Origin of the sequence: Bradyrhizobium sacchari (genome assembly GCF_002068095.1) — a bacterium.
Classification (GTDB): domain Bacteria; phylum Pseudomonadota; class Alphaproteobacteria; order Rhizobiales; family Xanthobacteraceae; genus Bradyrhizobium; species Bradyrhizobium sacchari.
Genome location: NZ_LWIG01000008.1, coordinates 69,511 through 86,609, shown reverse-complemented (window position 1 = coordinate 86,609; position 17,099 = coordinate 69,511). Strand labels below are relative to the sequence as shown.

Sequence of the window (17,099 nt, the reverse complement as noted above, 5' to 3'; positions counted from 1 at the left end):
CGGAGCATGCCATTCGGCAAAGGGACGTTCGTTCGCGGAAGCAGGTGCGCCGCGCGCGACGTATGATTTCCAGCACGTGCCGGAACGGCGCCTCCGGATCAACTGCCACGAGAGGCCAACGATGAACGACCTCCGCAAAGAGACCGACAGCCTGGGTGAAGTGAGCGTCCCCGCGGACAAGCTCTGGGGCGCGCAGACGCAGCGCTCGCTCGAGCATTTCAGCATCGGCAGGGACCTGATGCCGCGCGAAATGATCCAGTCCTACGCGATCCTGAAGAAGGCGGCCGCGAACGCCAATTACGCCGGCGGTCGTCTCGACGGCAAGGTCCACAAGCTGATCGTCCAGGTCTGCGACGAGATTCTCGCGGGCCAGCATCGCGACATGTTCCCCCTTCACGTCTGGATGACGGGTAGCGGAACGCAATTCAACATGAACGTGAACGAGGTGATCTCGAACCGGTGTTGCCAGCTCGCGGGCACCGCGCTCGGCAGCAAGCTGCCGGTTCACCCGAACGATCACGTCAACATGTCGCAATCGTCGAACGACAGCTTCCCCTCCGCCATGTACATCGCAGCCGCGCTGAACGTGACGGAACGCCTCGTTCCCGCGGTCGAAGCCCTGCATGACGCAATCGCAACGAAGGCGAGCCAGTGGGACGGCATCGTCAAGATCGGCCGGACCCACATGCAGGATGCAACTCCGCTGACGCTCGGGCAGGAATGGTCGGGTTACGCCGGCATGCTTGCCGATGATCTGACGCGCATCGGCGATGCGCTCAAGGGAGTCTTCCGGCTCGCGCTCGGCGGCACGGCCGTCGGCACCGGGATCAACGCGGCGCCCGGCTTCGCGGAGGCTGTCGCGGCCGAGATCGCGCGGTTGACGGGCCTGCCCTTCGTCAGCGCGCCCAACAAGTTCGCCGTGCAGGGTGCGCATGATGCGCTGGTGCAGCTGTCCGGCACGCTGCGGACACTCGCCGGATCGCTCTACAAGATCGCGAACGACATCCGCCTGATGTCCTGCGGCCCGCGCGCGGGCTTTGCCGAATTGCTGATCCCGGAGAACGAGCCCGGTTCGTCGATCATGCCGGGCAAGGTCAACCCGACGCAGGCGGAAGCGCTGACGATGATCGCCGTGCAGGTGATGGCGAACGACGTCGCGGTAGGGTTCGGCGGCGCCGGCGGCTATCTCGAAATGAACGTCTACAAGCCGCTGATCATCCACAACATCGCGCAGTCCGTGACCATCCTCAGCGACGGCTGTACGAACTTCCGCACCTTCCTGGTCGAAGGCACCAGGCCGAACCACAAGAAGATCCAGGAGTATGTCGAGCGGTCGTTGATGCTGGTGACCGCGCTGGCGCCGGTGATCGGCTACGACAAGGCGTCGCGGATCGCGCATTACGCGATGGACAACGACCTCACGCTGAAGTCGGCGGCGCTGAAGCTCGGTTTCGTGACCGAGCCGGAGTTCGACCGCATCGTGGATCCCGCCAAGATGGTGAAACCCTATGTGGCCGAGATCAAGGTGCCGCTCGCAATCGACGCGAAAGCCGGCTGAAGGGAGCAAGCACCATGATCCGGTGCATCAAGCTGTGGACGGGTGCGGATGGCAAATCGCACTTCCAGGAGGGTGTCGTCGATCTCTCGCGCGGTGCGAGGGGAGATGCGCTCAGCGCGAAGCTCCGGGTCGATGCCGCCTCCTTCCACGAAACAGACGCCGATCCCGAGCTCGGATGGCATCCGGATGCCGCACGCCAGCTCGTGATGTCCCTGAGCGGGACGCTGCGGTTCGAGACGGCGGACGGAAGCTTCGTGCTGCGCCCGGGCGATGTTCTGTTCACCGAGGACACCGGCGGGACGGGTCACAACTGGACCATGACGGACGACGCGCCGTGGCGGCGCATCTACACGGTTCTTGCGCCGGACGTCGAGGTGCCGTTCCGACCCGCACAGAACCGTGCGGTCCGAGCTGCAATCTTGCAAGGAGGGACACAATGATCCGCTGCGTGCGACTATGGACCGGAGAGGATAACAATTCGCATTTCGAGGAAGGCGTCATCGAGCTGGAGCCTGGTCAGCGCGGTGATTTCCTCACCGGGAAGATCGATGCCGTCAGTGTCTCCTTCCAGGAGACCGAGTCGGGTGGCGCTTTCTCCTGGCACACCGCGCCGGTGCGGCAACTCGTGATCACACTCAGCGGAACGCTCGATTTCCAGACGCGCGACGGCAACCACTTCCTGATTCGTCCCGGCAACGTCCTGCTGGCGGAAGACACCGCGGGCTCCGGGCACAGCTGGAAACTGACGGACGATTCGTCCTGGCGCCGCGCCTATGTGGTGCTGCGGCCGGGGGCCGAGGTGCCGTACCGCGCCAAGGCACGCCAGCCGACGCGAGCCTGATCGAGCCATCCAGACCACATCGTCGAATCCCAATCGAACAAAGAGAACTGCCATGCAAGGAACTTCCGAATCCGACGTCGTCCTCATCGGCGCGGGCATCATGAGCTCCACCCTCGGTGTGCTTCTCAAGGAGCTCGAGCCCTCGCTCACGATCCAGATGCTCGAGGTCCTCGAGGATTGCGCGCTCGAAAGCTCGGATGCGTGGAACAACGCCGGCACCGGTCATGCGGCCAATTGCGAGATGAACTACACGCCGCAACGGCCCGACGGCAGCGTCGATATCTCGAAGGCGCTTGAGGTCAATGTCGAGTTCGACCTGTCGCGGCAGTTCTGGTCATACCTCGTCGCGCGCGGCGCGATCGCCGATCCCAGATCCTTCATTCATCCCGTGCCGCATATGAGCTTCGTGCACGGCCTCGACAATGTTGCCTTCCTCAGGAAGAGGTTCAAGGCGATGGCTGCCCATCATTGCTATGAGGGCATGGAATACAGCGAGGATCCGGCCCAGATCGGCGAGTGGGCACCGTTGGTGATGGAGGGCCGCACGGGCGGCGATCCCGTGGCGGCCACGCGTATCATCACGGGAACCGACGTCGATTACGGTTCGCTGACCCATCTCCTGGTCCGTCATCTCGTCGGCCAGCCGGGCTGCGCCGCGCACTACAAGAGCTGCGTCACCGATCTCGTCCGCGAGCAGGACGGCCGCTGGCGCATCGAGGTGCGGGATACGGACAGCGGCGAGGCGCGATTGGTGCGCGCGAAATTCGTCTTCATCGGCGCCGGCGGCGGTGCGCTGCCGCTGCTCGAAAAGTCCGGCATCCCGGAGGGGCGCGGCTATGGCGGTTTCCCGGTTAGCGGGATCTGGCTGCGCTGCGACGATCCGGAGATCAACAAGCGCCACCATGCCAAGGTTTACGGCAAGGCCGCGGTCGGCTCCCCGCCGATGTCGGTGCCGCATCTCGACACCCGCGTGATCGGCGGCCAGCGCTCGCTGCTGTTCGGCCCCTATGCCGGCTTCTCGAGCAAGTTCCTGAAGCACGGCTCGCTGCTCGATCTCTTCGAATCCATCCGTCCCGGCAACGTCAAGCCGCTGCTTTCGGTGGCGCGCGACAATTTCGGTCTCACCGAGTATCTGGTCGGGCAGGTGCTGCAGTCCGAGAGTCACCGCCTTGCGGCGCTCGACGAATATTTCCCGAGGGCCGATCCGAAGGACTGGCGGCTGCAGGTCGCCGGCCAGCGCGTCCAGATCATCAAGCCCGACGTCAAGCGCGGCGGACTGCTCGAGTTCGGGACCGAGCTCGTTGGCGCCGACGATCATTCGCTGGTCGCCCTTCTCGGCGCCTCGCCGGGCGCCTCCACCGCGGCGTTTATCGCCATCAGCGTGCTGGAGAAGTGTTTCGCCGGCGAGCTGACGGCGAGTGCCTGGCTGCCGAAGCTGAAGCAGATCATCCCGTCCTACGGCGTGTCGCTGATCGAGGATGCGGATTTTTGCCGCCAGATCCGCGCCGCGACGGCCGAGGTGCTCAAGGTCGACAACATCCCGCAACCGGCGGCACGCGCGCCGGCGGTCGCCCAACGAGCGTGAGCAGAGAGGGGGCTTGCCATGGATCCGACGGCGCTTCTCCTCTCGCGGCTGCAATTCGCCTTCACCATCTCGTTCCACATCATCTTCCCGGCGTTCACGATCGGGCTTGCCGCCTGGCTCGCTGTGCTGGAAGCGATGCACCAGTACAGCGGCAAGCCGGTCTACCGGACCCTGTTCGAGTTCTGGCTCAAGATCTTCGGCGTCGCTTTCGGCATGGGCGTAGTGTCGGGCGTGGTGATGGCGTTCCAGTTCGGAACGAACTGGAGCGTGCTCTCGAAGATGTCGGGGCCGATCCAGGGGCCGCTTCTCTCTTACGAGACATTCACCGCCTTCATGCTGGAGGCGGGCTTCTTCGGCATCCTCATCTTCGGCCGGCCCCGGGTGCCGCCATGGTTCTACCTGTTCTCCACCGCGATGGTCGCGCTCGGAACGACGCTTTCGGCGTTCTGGATCATGGTCAACAACAGCTGGATGCAAGTGCCGACCGGCTACGTGCTGGAGAACGGCCAGTTCGTGCCTGATGATTGGGCGCAGATCATCTTCAACCGGGTGGTCTGGGTCCGCTTTCCGCACATGCTGCTCGCCTCTTATCTCACCGGCGCGTTCTGCGTGGCGGCGACCGGCGCGTGGTATCTGCTGCGGCGGGCCTATCGTGCCGAGGCGCGTGTGATGCTGCGGATGGGCCTCGCGCTCGCGGCAGTGTTGCTTCCGGTGCAACTCTTCATCGGACATCTCGTCGGCGACTACGTTCACGACTATCAGCCGGCCAAGTTCGCCGCGATCGAGGCGCGCTGGCATGACGAGCAACCGGCCTCGGAGGTGCTGATCGCAATTCCGGATTCGAGCACCGGGTCGAACAAATACGCGATCTCGATCCCCGTGCTCGGCAGCATCATCGGCAGCATGAGCCTGACGTCGAAGGAGGTCGGGCTGAGCAGCTTCGCGCCACAGGACCGTCCGCCGGTGGCGATCCCGTTCTTCGCCTTCCGCATCATGGTCGGCTGCGGCTTCGTGATGGTGGGGCTGGCCTGGCTCGGAAGCTGGCTCGGCCTCAAGCAACGGCTCGAGCGCAGCCGTCTGCTGCTGTGGGGCATCTTCCTCAGCTTCCCGCTGCCGTGGATCGCGATCCTCACGGGATGGTACACCGCGGAGGTCGGCCGCCAGCCATGGACGGTCTACGGCGTATTGCGGACCGCCGATGCCGTGACGCCGTCCCTTACCGCGGCTGCCGCGACGGCTTCACTGATCCTGTTCGTCGCGGTCTATGCGTTCATCTTCTCGTTCGGAACTTACTACATCTACCGGCTGCTGCGCGCCGGCCCGGCGGGGCTGGTCGGCAAGCCCCTGCACGTGCCCGTCCCCAATCGGCCGATGTCGCTCGCCGACAAAATGCCGGCAATCGTCGAAGCGGGAGAATAGACATGGTGATGTTCTGGGTTGCGCTGCTGGCCATCAGCGTTCTGATCTATCTTCTCCTGGACGGGTTCGACCTCGGCGTCGGCATGCTGTTCAGCCTCGCCGATGGCGAGGCGAGGCGCGAGGAGATGCTGCGCACGATCGCTCCGGTCTGGGATGGCAACGAGACCTGGCTGGTCGTCGCCGGCGTGATCATGTGGGGTGCGTTTCCCGCGGTCTATGCCATGCTGATGCCCGCCTTCTACATCCCGGTCGTGGTCATGCTGCTGGGATTGATCCTGCGCGGCGTCGCGTTCGAATTTCGTGGCAAGGCCTCGCGCTCGCGCCGGATCTGGGATGTCAGCTTCACCATGGGATCGTTTGCCGCAAGCTTCATGCAGGGCGCCATGGTCGGAGCGCTCGTCGAGGGACTGCAATTCTCCAACGGCGAATATGTCGGCGGCACCTTCGGCTGGCTGACGGCCTTTTCGGTCCTGTGCGGGATCGGCCTGTGCTTCGGCTACGCGCTGCTCGGCGCCTGCTGGCTGGTGAGGAAGTGCGAGGGCCCGGTCCGCGACGCCTCCCGGCGTCACATCCCGCTGCTCGCGGTTGCCGTGCTGGCCTTCCTCGTCGTCGTCTTCACGCATGCTCTTATCGAGCATCTGCCGATCCTGCGCCGATGGATCGAGCGGCCCTATTTGTTGGTGTTTCCCCTCATCGGCGCCGGCGCCGCCGCTGTGCTCGCCACCAGCATCCTGCGCCACGACGATTATTGGCCGTTCCACATGGTGGCGCTGATCTTTGTGTCGGCCTTCGGCACGCTAGCCCTGTCGTTCTGGCCCTACATGATCCCGTTCATAGTCACGATCGAGGAGGCGGCCGCGCCTCATGCGAGTCTCGCTTTCATGTTCTGGGGGGCGGGCCTGTTCGTGTTCCCGCTGATGCTGCTCTATGTCGCGGTGGGCTATCGCGTCTTCCGCGGCAAGACGGCTGCGGCAGCGGATCACTACTGACGGCGACAGGCTCGAACCGCGAACAAAGGAAAGGCGCCGGTTGCGGCGCCTTTCTCGTTCGGAACACTTTTCCCCGCTCAGCAGGAGTCAGGATTTGGGCATGACACCCGGGCTGTTGTCCGGCCATTGCGCGACCAGCTTCTCGTCGATGTTGAAGTGCTGGGCCACCAGCTTGGGCGGCGTGTGCGTCAGCCAGTTGGAGAGCGAGACCTCCTCGTAGCGCGGCGCACGGAACACGCCGACGAACTGCAGCTCGGTGTCGCCGACATTCTCGACATAATGGCCGAGATTGCGCCGGACATAGCCGATGTCGCCGGCCGAGAAATCCGTCGTCAGCGCGTTGGGGCCGGTGTCGAACACCGTCATCCGCGCCTTGCCCTTGATGTAGTACTGCCACTCGTCGGCGTTCGGATGCCAGTGCATCTCGCGCACGGCGCCCGGCGGCATCGTCACCAGCGCAGCGGCGACAGTGGTCGCGACCTTGAAGTTGCTGCTGTCGGCGACGCGGATGCTGCCGGCGGAACTCTCCTTGACCGGAGCTGAGCTGCCGAGCGCGTGGATGAAGGGATAGGGCGGTGCTTCGGCTTGCCTTGCGACTGCGGCGCGATCGGCGGCGAGATCGCCGGGCACGGTGCCCTGGAAAATCCAGCGATTGTGCAGCGGAATGTTTGCGAAGGCCTCGGCCGACACGCCGAAGTTCTTTGCCAGCACTTCGGGCGGCGTATGGGCGAGCCAGTCCGTCACCAGCAGGGTGTTGAACTCATTGGCGTGGCCGTCGTCGAAGCAGATCACGAACTCGCAGCCGTCGGGCCCCAGGCCCTGCAGCGAATGCGGCGCGCCCGGCGGAAAATACCAGAGGTCGCCGGCCTTGAGATCGCCGATATAAGGGCGCCCCTGCGTGTCCAGCACGGTGATGCGGCAGCTGCCGTAGGTCATGATCGCCCATTCGGCGGCCTGATGCCAATGCAGCTCGCGGATGCCGCCGGCGGCCAGGCGCATGTTGACGCCGGAGATTTCCTTGGAGATGGCGAAGTCCTCGACGGTGACCTGACGGGCCCAGCCGCCGTTCTGGATGCGTCGCGGCGCATTGTTGAACGAGGCCCAATCCATCGGTAGGCCGCCAACGTCCGTCGCCGGCGGCGTTTGTGCCGAAGGGAATTGCCTGGCCAGTTCGGGATTTTGCGGACCGGGATCGGTCAGGCTCCCGGGACTCTTGGCGTTGATGGCGCCCTGTGGCGGCTCATCGGGATTGCCGAAGGTTGCGGCCTGCGCGCTGGAGCCGACCATGGCGGCGCCTGCCGCGGACATGGCCAGCAGATCACGTCTTGAAAACATCTTGGGTCGCTCCTGAAATCGTCGAAAGCCCTCCGTCGCGATGGGGCTCCAACCGCCAAGCGTAGTTTCCGCCTGTGGTTTCAGCTTCCGGGATCGGTGCTCTTTTTGCCGGAATGCACTGGCTGGTGCGGCAGGGCAGCCGGCGCCGAGCGTGTGCAATTGAGAAATTGTGTTCATTTTGAGAAGACGGCTCTGCCTGCGTGCTCCTTAACTGCCCGGAGAAATGCCATATCGAGAGACATCGAAATGACCACGAAATCGATTCGTCCCTACCGTGAACCCGCCGGCGGCTGGGGCGCGCTGAAGGCCCTCAGCGAGGCGCTTCTGGTGCAGCGGGTACCGCTGAAGGGCGCGGCGACGCTCCGCCGGATGAACCAGCCGGAGGGTTTCGATTGTCCCGGCTGCGCCTGGCCCGACCCGAAACACACCTCGTCGTTCGAATTCTGCGAGAACGGCGGCAAGGCGATCGCCTGGGAGGCCACGTCGAAGCGCTGCACGCCCGAATTCTTCGCCGAGCATACCGTCACGGAGCTCGCGAGCTGGAGCGACTACGATCTCGAAATGGTCGGGCGGCTCACCCATCCGATGGCCTACGATTCCGCATCCGACCGCTATCTGCCGGTGGAGTGGAGCGATGCATTCGACATGATCGGCCGCGAGCTCAAGGCACTGCCGGATCCGAACATGGCGGAATTCTACACGTCGGGGCGGACCTCGAACGAGGCCGCCTTCCTCTATCAGCTTTTCGTGCGTGAATACGGCACCAATAATTTCCCCGACTGCTCGAACATGTGCCACGAGGCCACCAGCGTCGGACTGCCGCACTCGCTCGGCGTCGGCAAGGGCACGGTGCTGCTGGAGGATTTCGACAAGGCCGACTGCATCTTCATCTTCGGCCAGAATCCGGGCACCAACAGCCCGCGGATGATGACGAGCCTGCGCAACGCGGCGCGCCGCGGCGCGTCCATCATTTCCTTCAACCCGTTCCGCGAACGGGCGCTGGAGCGTTTCCAGGCGCCGCAGAGCCCGGTCGAGATGATCACGCTGTCATCGACGACGATCAGCTCGAAGCTCTTCCAGGTGCGGGTCGGCGGCGACGTCGCCGTCCTCAAGGGGATCATGAAGGTTTTGGTCGAGACGGACGAGGCGGCCAGGGCCGCCGAGCAGCCGGAGATCCTGGACTGGGATTTCATCCGCGGTCACACCGTCGGCGTCGAGGCGCTGATCGACGATCTCAAGCGCACGCAATGGCCCGACATCGAGCGCCAGTCCGGCCTGACGCGCGAGGACATGGAATATGCGGCCGGCGCCTATATGAAGTCCGAGCGCGCCATCCTCGTCTACGGCATGGGCATCACCCAGCACTGGCGCGGCGCGAACAACGTCCAGCAGATCGCCAACCTGGCGCTGTTGCGCGGCAATGTCGGGCGCGAGGGCGCCGGCGTCTGCCCGGTTCGCGGTCATTCCAACGTGCAGGGCGATCGCACCGTGGGGATCACGGAAATTCCCAATGCGGACTTCCTCGAGCGCCTGAAGCAACGCTTCGGCTTCAAGCCGCCGGCCGCGCCGGGACACAATGTGGTCACCGCCCTCGAAGCCATGATCCGCGGCGAGGTGAAGGCCTTCTTCGCGATGGGCGGCAATTTCGCCGCGGCGATTCCGGACTGGCAGGCGACGCAGGCGGCGCTCGGCAAGCTCGATCTCACCGTCCATGTCTCGACCAAGCTCAACCGCAGCCACCTGATCCATGGCCGTGCCGCTCTGATCCTGCCGTGCCTCGGACGCACCGAGATCGATATCCAGGCATCGGGGCCGCAGTCGATCACGGTGGAAGACTCGATGTCGATGGTGCATGCGTCCGGCGGTCGCAACAAGCCGGCATCGGAGCATCTCCTCAGCGAGGTCGCGATCATTGCCGGCGTCGCCAAGGCGACGCTAGGCGAGCGCACAGTGGTCGACTGGGACGGCTTCGTTGCCGATTACGACCGCATCCGCGATGCGATCGAAGCGGTATTCCCGATCTTCCAGGGCTATAACGCCCGCATCCGAGTTCCCGGCGGCTTCCATCTCACCTCGACGGCGCGCGAACGTATCTGGGCGACGCCGTCGGGCAAGGCCAACTTCCTGGTCTTCCCGGGATGCGGCGAGGACCCGTCGCAGAGCGATGACGATTTCCTGTGGCTCACCACCATCCGCAGCCACGACCAGTACAACACCACGCTCTACTCGATGTCCGACCGCTACCGCGGCGTGTTCGGCCAGCGCGATGTGGTCTTCCTCAACGAGTACGAGCTGAAGAAGCGGGGATTGGCCGACGGCGATCGGGTCGACCTGGTCACCGCCTCGACCGACGGGGCCGAGCGGATCGTGCGAAATTTTCGCGTCGTGGCCTATTCCTTCCCGACCGGCTGCTGCGCGGCGTACTATCCGGAGACCAATCCCCTGGTCCCGCTCTATGCCCGCGACCCCCTCAGCTTCACGCCGTCATACAAGGGCGTCCCGATCCGTCTGCTGCGTTCGAGCGGTACCGGAGAATAGCGGCAGCGTGAACCAGAAACGAGCACCGCCATGCGCGGTGCTGCGCTCGGCGCCGATCCGCCCTCCATGGGCTTCGACGATCGACCGGCAAATCGGCAGCCCCATGCCCATGCCGCTCTCCTTGGTCGTGAAGAAGCTCTCAAACAGCCGGCCGGCATGTTCGGCGGCGATGCCGGGACCGTTGTCCTCCACGGAGCAGCACAGCGTCGTCCCGTCCTGCGCGACCGTGCTGATGACGATCCTGCGATCGTCGCATCCGGCTTGTATCATCGCCTGCACTGCGTTGATGGCGAGATTGACGATCACCTGCTGGAGCTGGGTGCGGTCGCCGAGCACCAGTGGCGTGGCCGCATCAGGCTGGTGCAGGATCGTTACGCTGCGCGATTCCATCTCGTGCCGCAGGAAGAGAAGTGCTTCGCGAATGATCTCGTCAAACGACAGGCAGGCCTGCTCGGGAACCTTCCGCGCGGCCATGGCGTGAACCCGGGCCACGATGTTCGCGGCGCGCTTGGTATCCACGACGATGTTCTCGATGGCCTTGCGGATCTCGCCGATGTCGGGCACCGGCCGGTTCAGCCAGCGCAGCCCGGCGGCACCGTTGGTGGCGATGGCGGCGAGGGGCTGATTGACCTCGTGCGCGATCGAGGCGGTGAGCTCGCCGAGCATCGAGACCCTGGCGGCATGCGCGAACTCGGCCTGCACCTGTTGCAGCTTCTGCTGGGCGCGAACGCGCTGTGAGATGTCGATGGTGCCGACCAGGCTGACTTCGAGATCGTTGATAGGGCCGACGCGGGCGGTCGTGAAGAGAACGTCGACGACGCGGCCGTCCCACGTCACCATCCTGGTCTCTTCCTCGAAGTTCGTCTCGCCGCGATAGCGGGATTCCATCGCGCGCCGGAACGTATCGGGCCGTTCTTTCCAGCTTTCGGCCATGGAACGGCCGATATAGCCCTCAGTGCCTCCCCCGAACATCTGGATGGCCCGTTCGTTGGCCTCCTGAAACGAGAGCGCATCCATGCAGGTCCGAAGGAACTCGGGATGGCTGTCGAAATAGGCGCCGAGGTCCTTGACGCCTTCGGCGCGCAACTTTCGAAAAAGCATGACGAGCCTGCTGGCGTCGAGCTGCCGGAACGCGATCGGCATCCGGCTGAACAGATGGCGGTAGCGCAGCTCGCTCCGTTCCAGCTCGGTGTGGGCCTTCTTCAGGGCCGTGATATCCATGATGGCGCCGACGAGCGTCAGCGAAGCGGCCAGAAACGCGGCGAAAGCGATCACCGTGAAATTGTCGCCAAGCAGTGAGCAGGCGAAGGAGAGCAGGGTCAAAACAAGGCTACCCCAAGCCCACAGCAGTATCCGATCCTGTATCGTCTGGATCGGCAGCACACGGCACCACCATCGCTGGGGCTGTAGGGGGGTAGAGCCATCCAGGCGTTCGAGCGTCATATGGAAAACCTACCGCGTCGCCGAAGGCCGGTCTTTTGTGTTTTCGCAGGCTCTTTGCCAGAATGCACGAAACCGCGCTCGGGCCTGCTGTCCGCGACCCTAGGCCATCGCCGCGACAGCTTTCGTGACGCCGAATCGGCGTTCGAACTCGGCGACATCGACGACGCCACGGCGGTGGGTGCCGTCGCCGATCTTGCGGTCTCCGTCCCAGGCCTCGACCTCGAACAGGATGCTCCTGGGCTCGACCCCGACGACCCGCGCGACCGCGCGCACCGTGCGGCCGACCGGTGTTGCCGCGAGGTGGCGGATGTTGACCATCATGCCGACGCTGACGTGGCCTGCGGGCAGGAAGGGCTGCACCGCCGATCCGGCAGCCATCTCCATGTGCAGGATCATCATCGGCGTGCCGTAGACCGCGGGCATGCCCGGCACCACATGGCCGACCGTCATCTCGCCCGTGACGGTCACCAGCGTCTCTGCCGTCATGCCGAGGGTCACCTTCTCAAGCGGATTCATGGCTCATTCCCGTCTCTGCCTCGGTCGTGGGTGGGGTGGATGTCTCGGCCCGCGGCTTGCGTCCGGAGAGCCAATTGCCGAGCCGATCGAGATAGAGATAGACGACGGGCGTGGTGTAGAGCGTCAGGACCTGCGACAGCATCAGGCCGCCGACGATCGTATAGCCGAGCGGCTGGCGCAGCTCCGCGCCGGCGCCGGAGCCGATCATCAACGGCACGCCACCGAGCAGCGCCGCCATCGTGGTCATCAGGATCGGCCGGAAGCGCAGCGTGCAGGCCTGGTAGATCGCCTCTTCGGGGCTGAGCCCGTGCGTTCGCTCCACCTCGAGGGCGAAGTCGACCAGCATAATGCCGTTCTTCTTGACGATGCCGATCAGGAGGATGATGCCGATGATGGCGATGACGCTGAGATCCATGTGGACCGCCAGCAACAGCAGCAGCGCGCCGATGCCGGCCGACGGCAGCGTCGACAGGATCGTAATGGGGTGGATCAGGCTCTCATAGAGCACGCCGAGGATGATGTAGATCACGATCAGCGCAGCGCCGATCAGCAGAGGCGTACCTCGCAGGGAGGACTGGAAGGCCTGGGCGTTGCCCTGGAACGAGGTCGATAGCGAGGCGGGCTTGCCGGTGTCCTTCTCGATCTTCTGGATTGCCGTCACCGCATCGCCGAGCGCGACGCCGGGCTTCAGGTTGAACGAGATCGTCACCGACGGAAACAGGCTCTGGTGGTTGATCAGGATCGGCGCGGGCTTGATCACGCTGTGAACCAGCGTGCTGAGCGGGACCTGCTGACCCGTAGCCGAGTTCAGGTAGATGTCCTTGAGCGCTTCAGGGCCGTACTGGAAGCGCGGATCGACCTCCATCACGACATGGTACTGGTTCAGCGAGGTGAACATGGTGGAGACGATGCGCTGGCCGAAGGCGTCATCGAGCGTGTTGTCGATCGTCGTAGGCAGGATGCCGAAGCTCGAGGCGACTTCGCGATCGACGGTGACCTCCAGCCGCGGACCGGCATTGGCCTGATCGCTCGCGACGTCGGCGATGGCGTCGAGGGCGCGGAGCTTCTCCAGGAAGATCCCCGCCCAGTGGCTGAGTTCATTGGAGTCGGCATCCGTCAGTGTGTACTGATACTGCGTCTTCGACAGCCGTGCTCCGATCGTGATGTCCTGCGCCGCCTGCATGTAGAGCGTGATGCCCTGGATGTGGGCGAGCTGAGGGCTCAGGCGGTTGATGATCTGGTCCGCACTGGCCTTGCGTTCAGGCTTCGGCTTCAGGACGATGAAGATGCGCCCCTGGTTGAGCGTCGCCGTCGGGCCGCCGGGTCCGATATAGCTTGCCACTGATTGAATTGCCGGGTCCTTCAAGAGGATGTTGACGATCGCCTGCTGGCGTTCGGACATCGCGGGGAAGGAGATGTCCTGGGCGGCTTCGGTGATGCCGACAATCTGTCCGGTGTCCTGCTGCGGGAAGAATCCCTTCGGGATGATCACATAGAGGTAGCCGGTCAGCGCGACGGTCGAGAGCATCACCAGCAGCGTCGCGAAGCGATGGCGCAGCACGACACGAAGGCCCCGCGCGTAGAGCGAAAGCAGGGCATCGAAGCCACGTTCGAAGACGAGGTAGAGCTTGCCGTGCTTTTTCCGCGAGTCGTCCTTCAGGAGGCGTGCGCACATCATCGGCGTCAGGGTGAGCGAGATGACCAGCGACAGCAGCAGCGAGGCGGTGATCGTGACAGCAAATTCCTGGAACAGCTTGCCGACATAGCCGCCCATCAGGAACAGCGGGATGAACACCGCGATCAGCGACAGGGTGATGGAGACGATGGTGAAGCCGATTTCGCTGGAGCCCTTGAGCGCGGCCTCCATCGGCGTCATGCCCTGCTCGAGATGTCGCACGATGTTCTCGATGACGACGACGGCGTCGTCGACGACGAAGCCCACCGCGATCGACAGCGCCATCAGCGAGAGGTTGTCCAGGCTGTAGCCCAGCACGTAGAGCACCGCGAAGGTGCCGACCAGCGCCAGGGGGACGGTGATCGCCGGGATGATGGTGGCCCAGAAATTCCGCAGGAACAGGAAGATGACCATCACCACCAGGGCGACCGTCAGCATCAGCGTGAATTGAACGTCGGAGACCGCGGCGCGGATCGTGGCGGTTCGATCGGCGGCGATCGTCACCTTGATCGCCGGCGGAACGGAAGCCTGGAGCTGCGGCAGCAGCGTCTTGATGCGGTCGACCGTCTCGATGACGTTGGCGCCGGGCACGCGCTGGACGGCGAGGATGACGGCGGGTTCCTTGCCGTACCAGCCGGCCAGGAGGTCGTTTTCGGGCCCCTCGATCGCGTTGCCGACGTCGCGGATACGCACCGGCGAGCCGTTGCGATAGGCGACGATGAGGTCTTCGTAGGCCGAAGGCTTCAGCAGCTGGTCGTTGGTGTTCAGCGTATAGGTGACGCGCGGGCTGTTGAGCGTGCCCTTCGGCAGATCGACATTGGCGCCGGCGATCACGTTGCGGACGTCTTCGAGGCCGATGCCGCGGGCGGCAAGCGCTTGCGGATTGACGCGGACGCGGATCGCGGGCTTCTGCTGGCCGCCGATGCCGACGAGGCCGACGCCGGGAACCTGCGAAATCTTGGGCAGCAGGATGTTTTCCGCATAGGCGTCGACCGTGGTCAGCGGCAGCGAGTCCGACGTCAGCGCGATCAGCATGATCGGCGTCTCCGCCGGATTCACCTTCCTGATCGTCGGCGGGTAAGGGATGTTCTGCGGCAGGAACGGGCTGGCGGCATTGATCGCGGAGAGCACGTCGACCGCCGCGCTGTCCACGGTGCGCGACAGCTCGAACTGCACCGTGAGCTGGGCAACGCCGAGCGCGCTGGAGGAGGTGAGCTGGGTGACACCGGGGATCTGGCTGAGCTGCTGCTCAAGCGGCGTGGCGACCGACGAGGCGATGGTGCCGGGATCTGCGCCGGGCAGTTGCGCCGAGATCTGGATCGTCGGGTAATTGACGTTCGGCAGCGCCCCGACCGGCAGCAGCGGATAGGCCGCAAGGCCGAGCAGCAACAGGCCGGCCATCAGCAGGGCGGTCGCGATCGGCCGCAGGATGAAGGGCGCCGAGAGGTTCATGGGATCACATCCTGCACGGCGCTCTGCAGGTCGGCTTCCTGCGCGGCCTTGCCGTGGAGCTCGCGAACGCGGCTGCCTTCCTTCAGCCGATACTGGCCGTCGACCACGACGACGTCGCCCGACTTCAGCCCCTGATCGATCAGGGCCTGTCCGTCGCTGATCTGTGCGACGTGAACGGAGCGCAGGGCCGCGGTCTGGTCGGGAGAAACGACGTAGACATAGCTGCCGTTCGGCCCCTGCTGCACGGCCGAGCCGGCGACGGTGAGCGCGTTCTTCTGAATCTCGAGCAGCAGGCGGGCGTTCACCAGCTGGCCCGGCCACAGCCGGTGCTCATGGTTCGGAAACACCGCCTTGAGCTGGACGGTACCGGTCGTTCCCGCGATCTCGTTGTTGACCAGCAGCAGCGTGCCCTCGTCGAGCTTGATCTTGTTGTCCTGGCTGTAGGCGATGACCTTCAGCTCTCCCTTTGCGGCGTGCTGCTGGATCACGGGCAGGTCCGTCTGGGGGAGGGTGAACAGCAGCGAGATCGGCTCGATCTGGGTGACGACGACGAGACCGTTGGGGTCGGTCGGATGAATCACGTTGCCGACGTCGATCTGGCGAACGCCGGTGATGCCGGGAATCGCCGATGTCAGGCGCGTGTAGCTGAGCTGGACATTGGCCTCGTCGATCTGGGCCTGATCCGCCTTTACGGCAGCCTTGAGCTGGGCCACCTGCGCCGTTTGCGTCTCGATCAGTTGCGGCGTCGCATAGCCCTTGTCGCCGAGCTGATTGTAGCGGGACAGATTGGCTTCGGCGTTGGCAAGCTGAGCCTGGTCCCTGTCGCGATTGGCCGTCAGCTGCTCGATCTGCGCCTCGTAAGGGCGCGGATCGATCTGGGCGAGCAGATCGCCGGTCTTGACCGTCTGTCCCTCGGTGAAAGCGATCTTGATGATCTGTCCCTGAATCTGGCTGCGCACGATGTCGGTGTTGTAGGCGATCACCGTGCCGATGCCGCGCAGGTAGATCGGAACATCCTTGCCGGTGACGGCGGCGGCGACCACCGGCACGGCGGTGGGCACCGGCGCGGCCACCACCGCCGGCCTGCGATCGCTGCCGAAGAACCACAGACCTCCGCAGATCAGGATCGCGGCGACGGCAATGAGTGCAATGGTGAGGTTGCGCTTCACGTTGATGGTCCTCGTTGATCTCAGGGATTGCCGGAGCCGTCGATCGAGCCCGTGCTGCCCAAGGAGGTGGGGCCGGGCACCGACACGGATGGACTGATTCCGGCACCGCCCAGCTCGGTGGAGCCGAGCGGGATCCCGACGCGTCCGACCGTGGATGTTGAGGGAGGCAAGGTCGACTGGGATGCCATGCCGTTGGCGCAGGCTAGCGAGGAGCTTCCGGACAGACCGCCGCCGTCGAACAGGGCTCCCGATGATCCGGTATTGCCCGACGCGGTGCAGTTGGTCATGCCTTGCGATGGCGTGATCGGGGACACGCCCGGCGTCGCAATTTCGGTCGAGCCGAGCGGAATGCCTTCAGGCCGCGTCGAACCCATGTTGAGCGGCGAAGTCGCCGACATGCCGGTCGGTGGTTGCGTCGGCGGCATCGTCGGCGGCGTCATTTGCGCAATGGCTGCCGCAGGAGTGAGCCATGTCAGGCCCATCGCGAGTGCCGCGCCCAGATACATCGCTGCTAACCGGCGGCGTCCGAACCTGTTCAATGAGAGCTGTTCTCGCATGGGCTGCTCCGGAGTTTTCACT

13 protein-coding genes are annotated in these 17,099 nt (G+C 64.7%); 7 read left to right on the top strand and 6 right to left on the bottom strand.

Translation table 11 applies throughout. The features are described from left to right. The first annotated feature begins 121 nt into the window (after positions 1–121). From fumC to cydB, 6 genes are read left to right on the top strand one after another with little or no spacing between them, the layout of a single operon-like run. A complete protein-coding gene (gene fumC / locus A5906_RS11570; RefSeq protein ID WP_080135346.1) occupies positions 122–1,558 on the top strand; it encodes a class II fumarate hydratase in 1,437 nt (478 codons plus the stop codon). A 14-nt stretch (positions 1,559–1,572) separates the two neighbouring features. Beyond that, entirely contained in the window at positions 1,573–1,998 is a 426-nt protein-coding gene (locus A5906_RS11565) for a cupin domain-containing protein (protein ID WP_080135345.1), read from the top strand. Then, complete coding sequence (locus A5906_RS11560; protein ID WP_080135344.1) at positions 1,995–2,399, top strand: cupin domain-containing protein; 405 nt, start codon at positions 1,995–1,997, stop codon at positions 2,397–2,399. Before A5906_RS11565 ends, A5906_RS11560 begins: the two co-directional genes overlap by 4 nt. Next, the gene (mqo, locus tag A5906_RS11555) at positions 2,332–3,984 is read left to right on the top strand and encodes a malate dehydrogenase (quinone) (RefSeq protein WP_283807683.1); all 1,653 of its coding nucleotides are present in this window, start codon (positions 2,332–2,334) and stop codon (positions 3,982–3,984) included. Before A5906_RS11560 ends, mqo begins: the two co-directional genes overlap by 68 nt. Positions 3,985–4,002: 18 nt before the next feature. Continuing rightward, positions 4,003–5,403 (top strand): cytochrome ubiquinol oxidase subunit I, encoded by a 1,401-nt coding sequence (locus A5906_RS11550; protein ID WP_080135342.1) that lies wholly within the window; start codon positions 4,003–4,005, stop codon positions 5,401–5,403. A 2-nt stretch (positions 5,404–5,405) separates the two neighbouring features. Beyond that, the gene (gene cydB / locus A5906_RS11545; RefSeq protein WP_080135341.1) at positions 5,406–6,392 is read left to right on the top strand and encodes a cytochrome d ubiquinol oxidase subunit II; all 987 of its coding nucleotides are present in this window, start codon (positions 5,406–5,408) and stop codon (positions 6,390–6,392) included. An 87-nt stretch (positions 6,393–6,479) separates the two neighbouring features. On the opposite strand, the gene A5906_RS11540 is transcribed toward cydB, so the two are convergent. Beyond that, on the bottom strand, positions 6,480–7,727 hold the full coding sequence (locus tag A5906_RS11540; RefSeq protein WP_080135340.1) for an oxalate decarboxylase family bicupin: 1,248 nt from the start codon (positions 7,725–7,727) through the stop codon (positions 6,480–6,482). A 246-nt stretch (positions 7,728–7,973) separates the two neighbouring features. Between A5906_RS11540 and A5906_RS11535 the strand changes: the two genes are divergently transcribed. Beyond that, complete coding sequence (locus A5906_RS11535; RefSeq protein WP_080135339.1) at positions 7,974–10,265, top strand: FdhF/YdeP family oxidoreductase; 2,292 nt, start codon at positions 7,974–7,976, stop codon at positions 10,263–10,265. Here the strand turns inward: A5906_RS11535 and A5906_RS11530 are convergent. From A5906_RS11530 to A5906_RS42505, 5 genes are all read right to left on the bottom strand, one after another. Beyond that, a complete protein-coding gene (locus tag A5906_RS11530) occupies positions 10,212–11,588 on the bottom strand; it encodes a sensor histidine kinase (RefSeq protein ID WP_245326684.1) in 1,377 nt (458 codons plus the stop codon). The genes A5906_RS11535 and A5906_RS11530 overlap by 54 nt on opposite strands. Before the next feature lie 219 nt (positions 11,589–11,807). Beyond that, positions 11,808–12,224: a thioesterase family protein gene (locus A5906_RS11525; RefSeq protein ID WP_080135337.1), complete on the bottom strand. Its 417-nt coding sequence runs from the start codon at positions 12,222–12,224 to the stop codon at positions 11,808–11,810. Then, positions 12,211–15,351 (bottom strand): efflux RND transporter permease subunit, encoded by a 3,141-nt coding sequence (locus A5906_RS11520; protein ID WP_080135336.1) that lies wholly within the window; start codon positions 15,349–15,351, stop codon positions 12,211–12,213. The genes A5906_RS11525 and A5906_RS11520 overlap by 14 nt, the downstream gene beginning before the upstream one ends. Then, positions 15,348–16,520 (bottom strand): efflux RND transporter periplasmic adaptor subunit, encoded by a 1,173-nt coding sequence (locus tag A5906_RS11515; protein ID WP_080135335.1) that lies wholly within the window; start codon positions 16,518–16,520, stop codon positions 15,348–15,350. The genes A5906_RS11520 and A5906_RS11515 overlap by 4 nt, the downstream gene beginning before the upstream one ends. Before the next feature lie 20 nt (positions 16,521–16,540). Beyond that, a complete protein-coding gene (locus A5906_RS42505; RefSeq protein ID WP_161495382.1) occupies positions 16,541–17,077 on the bottom strand; it encodes a hypothetical protein in 537 nt (178 codons plus the stop codon). Between the last annotated feature and the right edge of the window lie 22 nt (positions 17,078–17,099).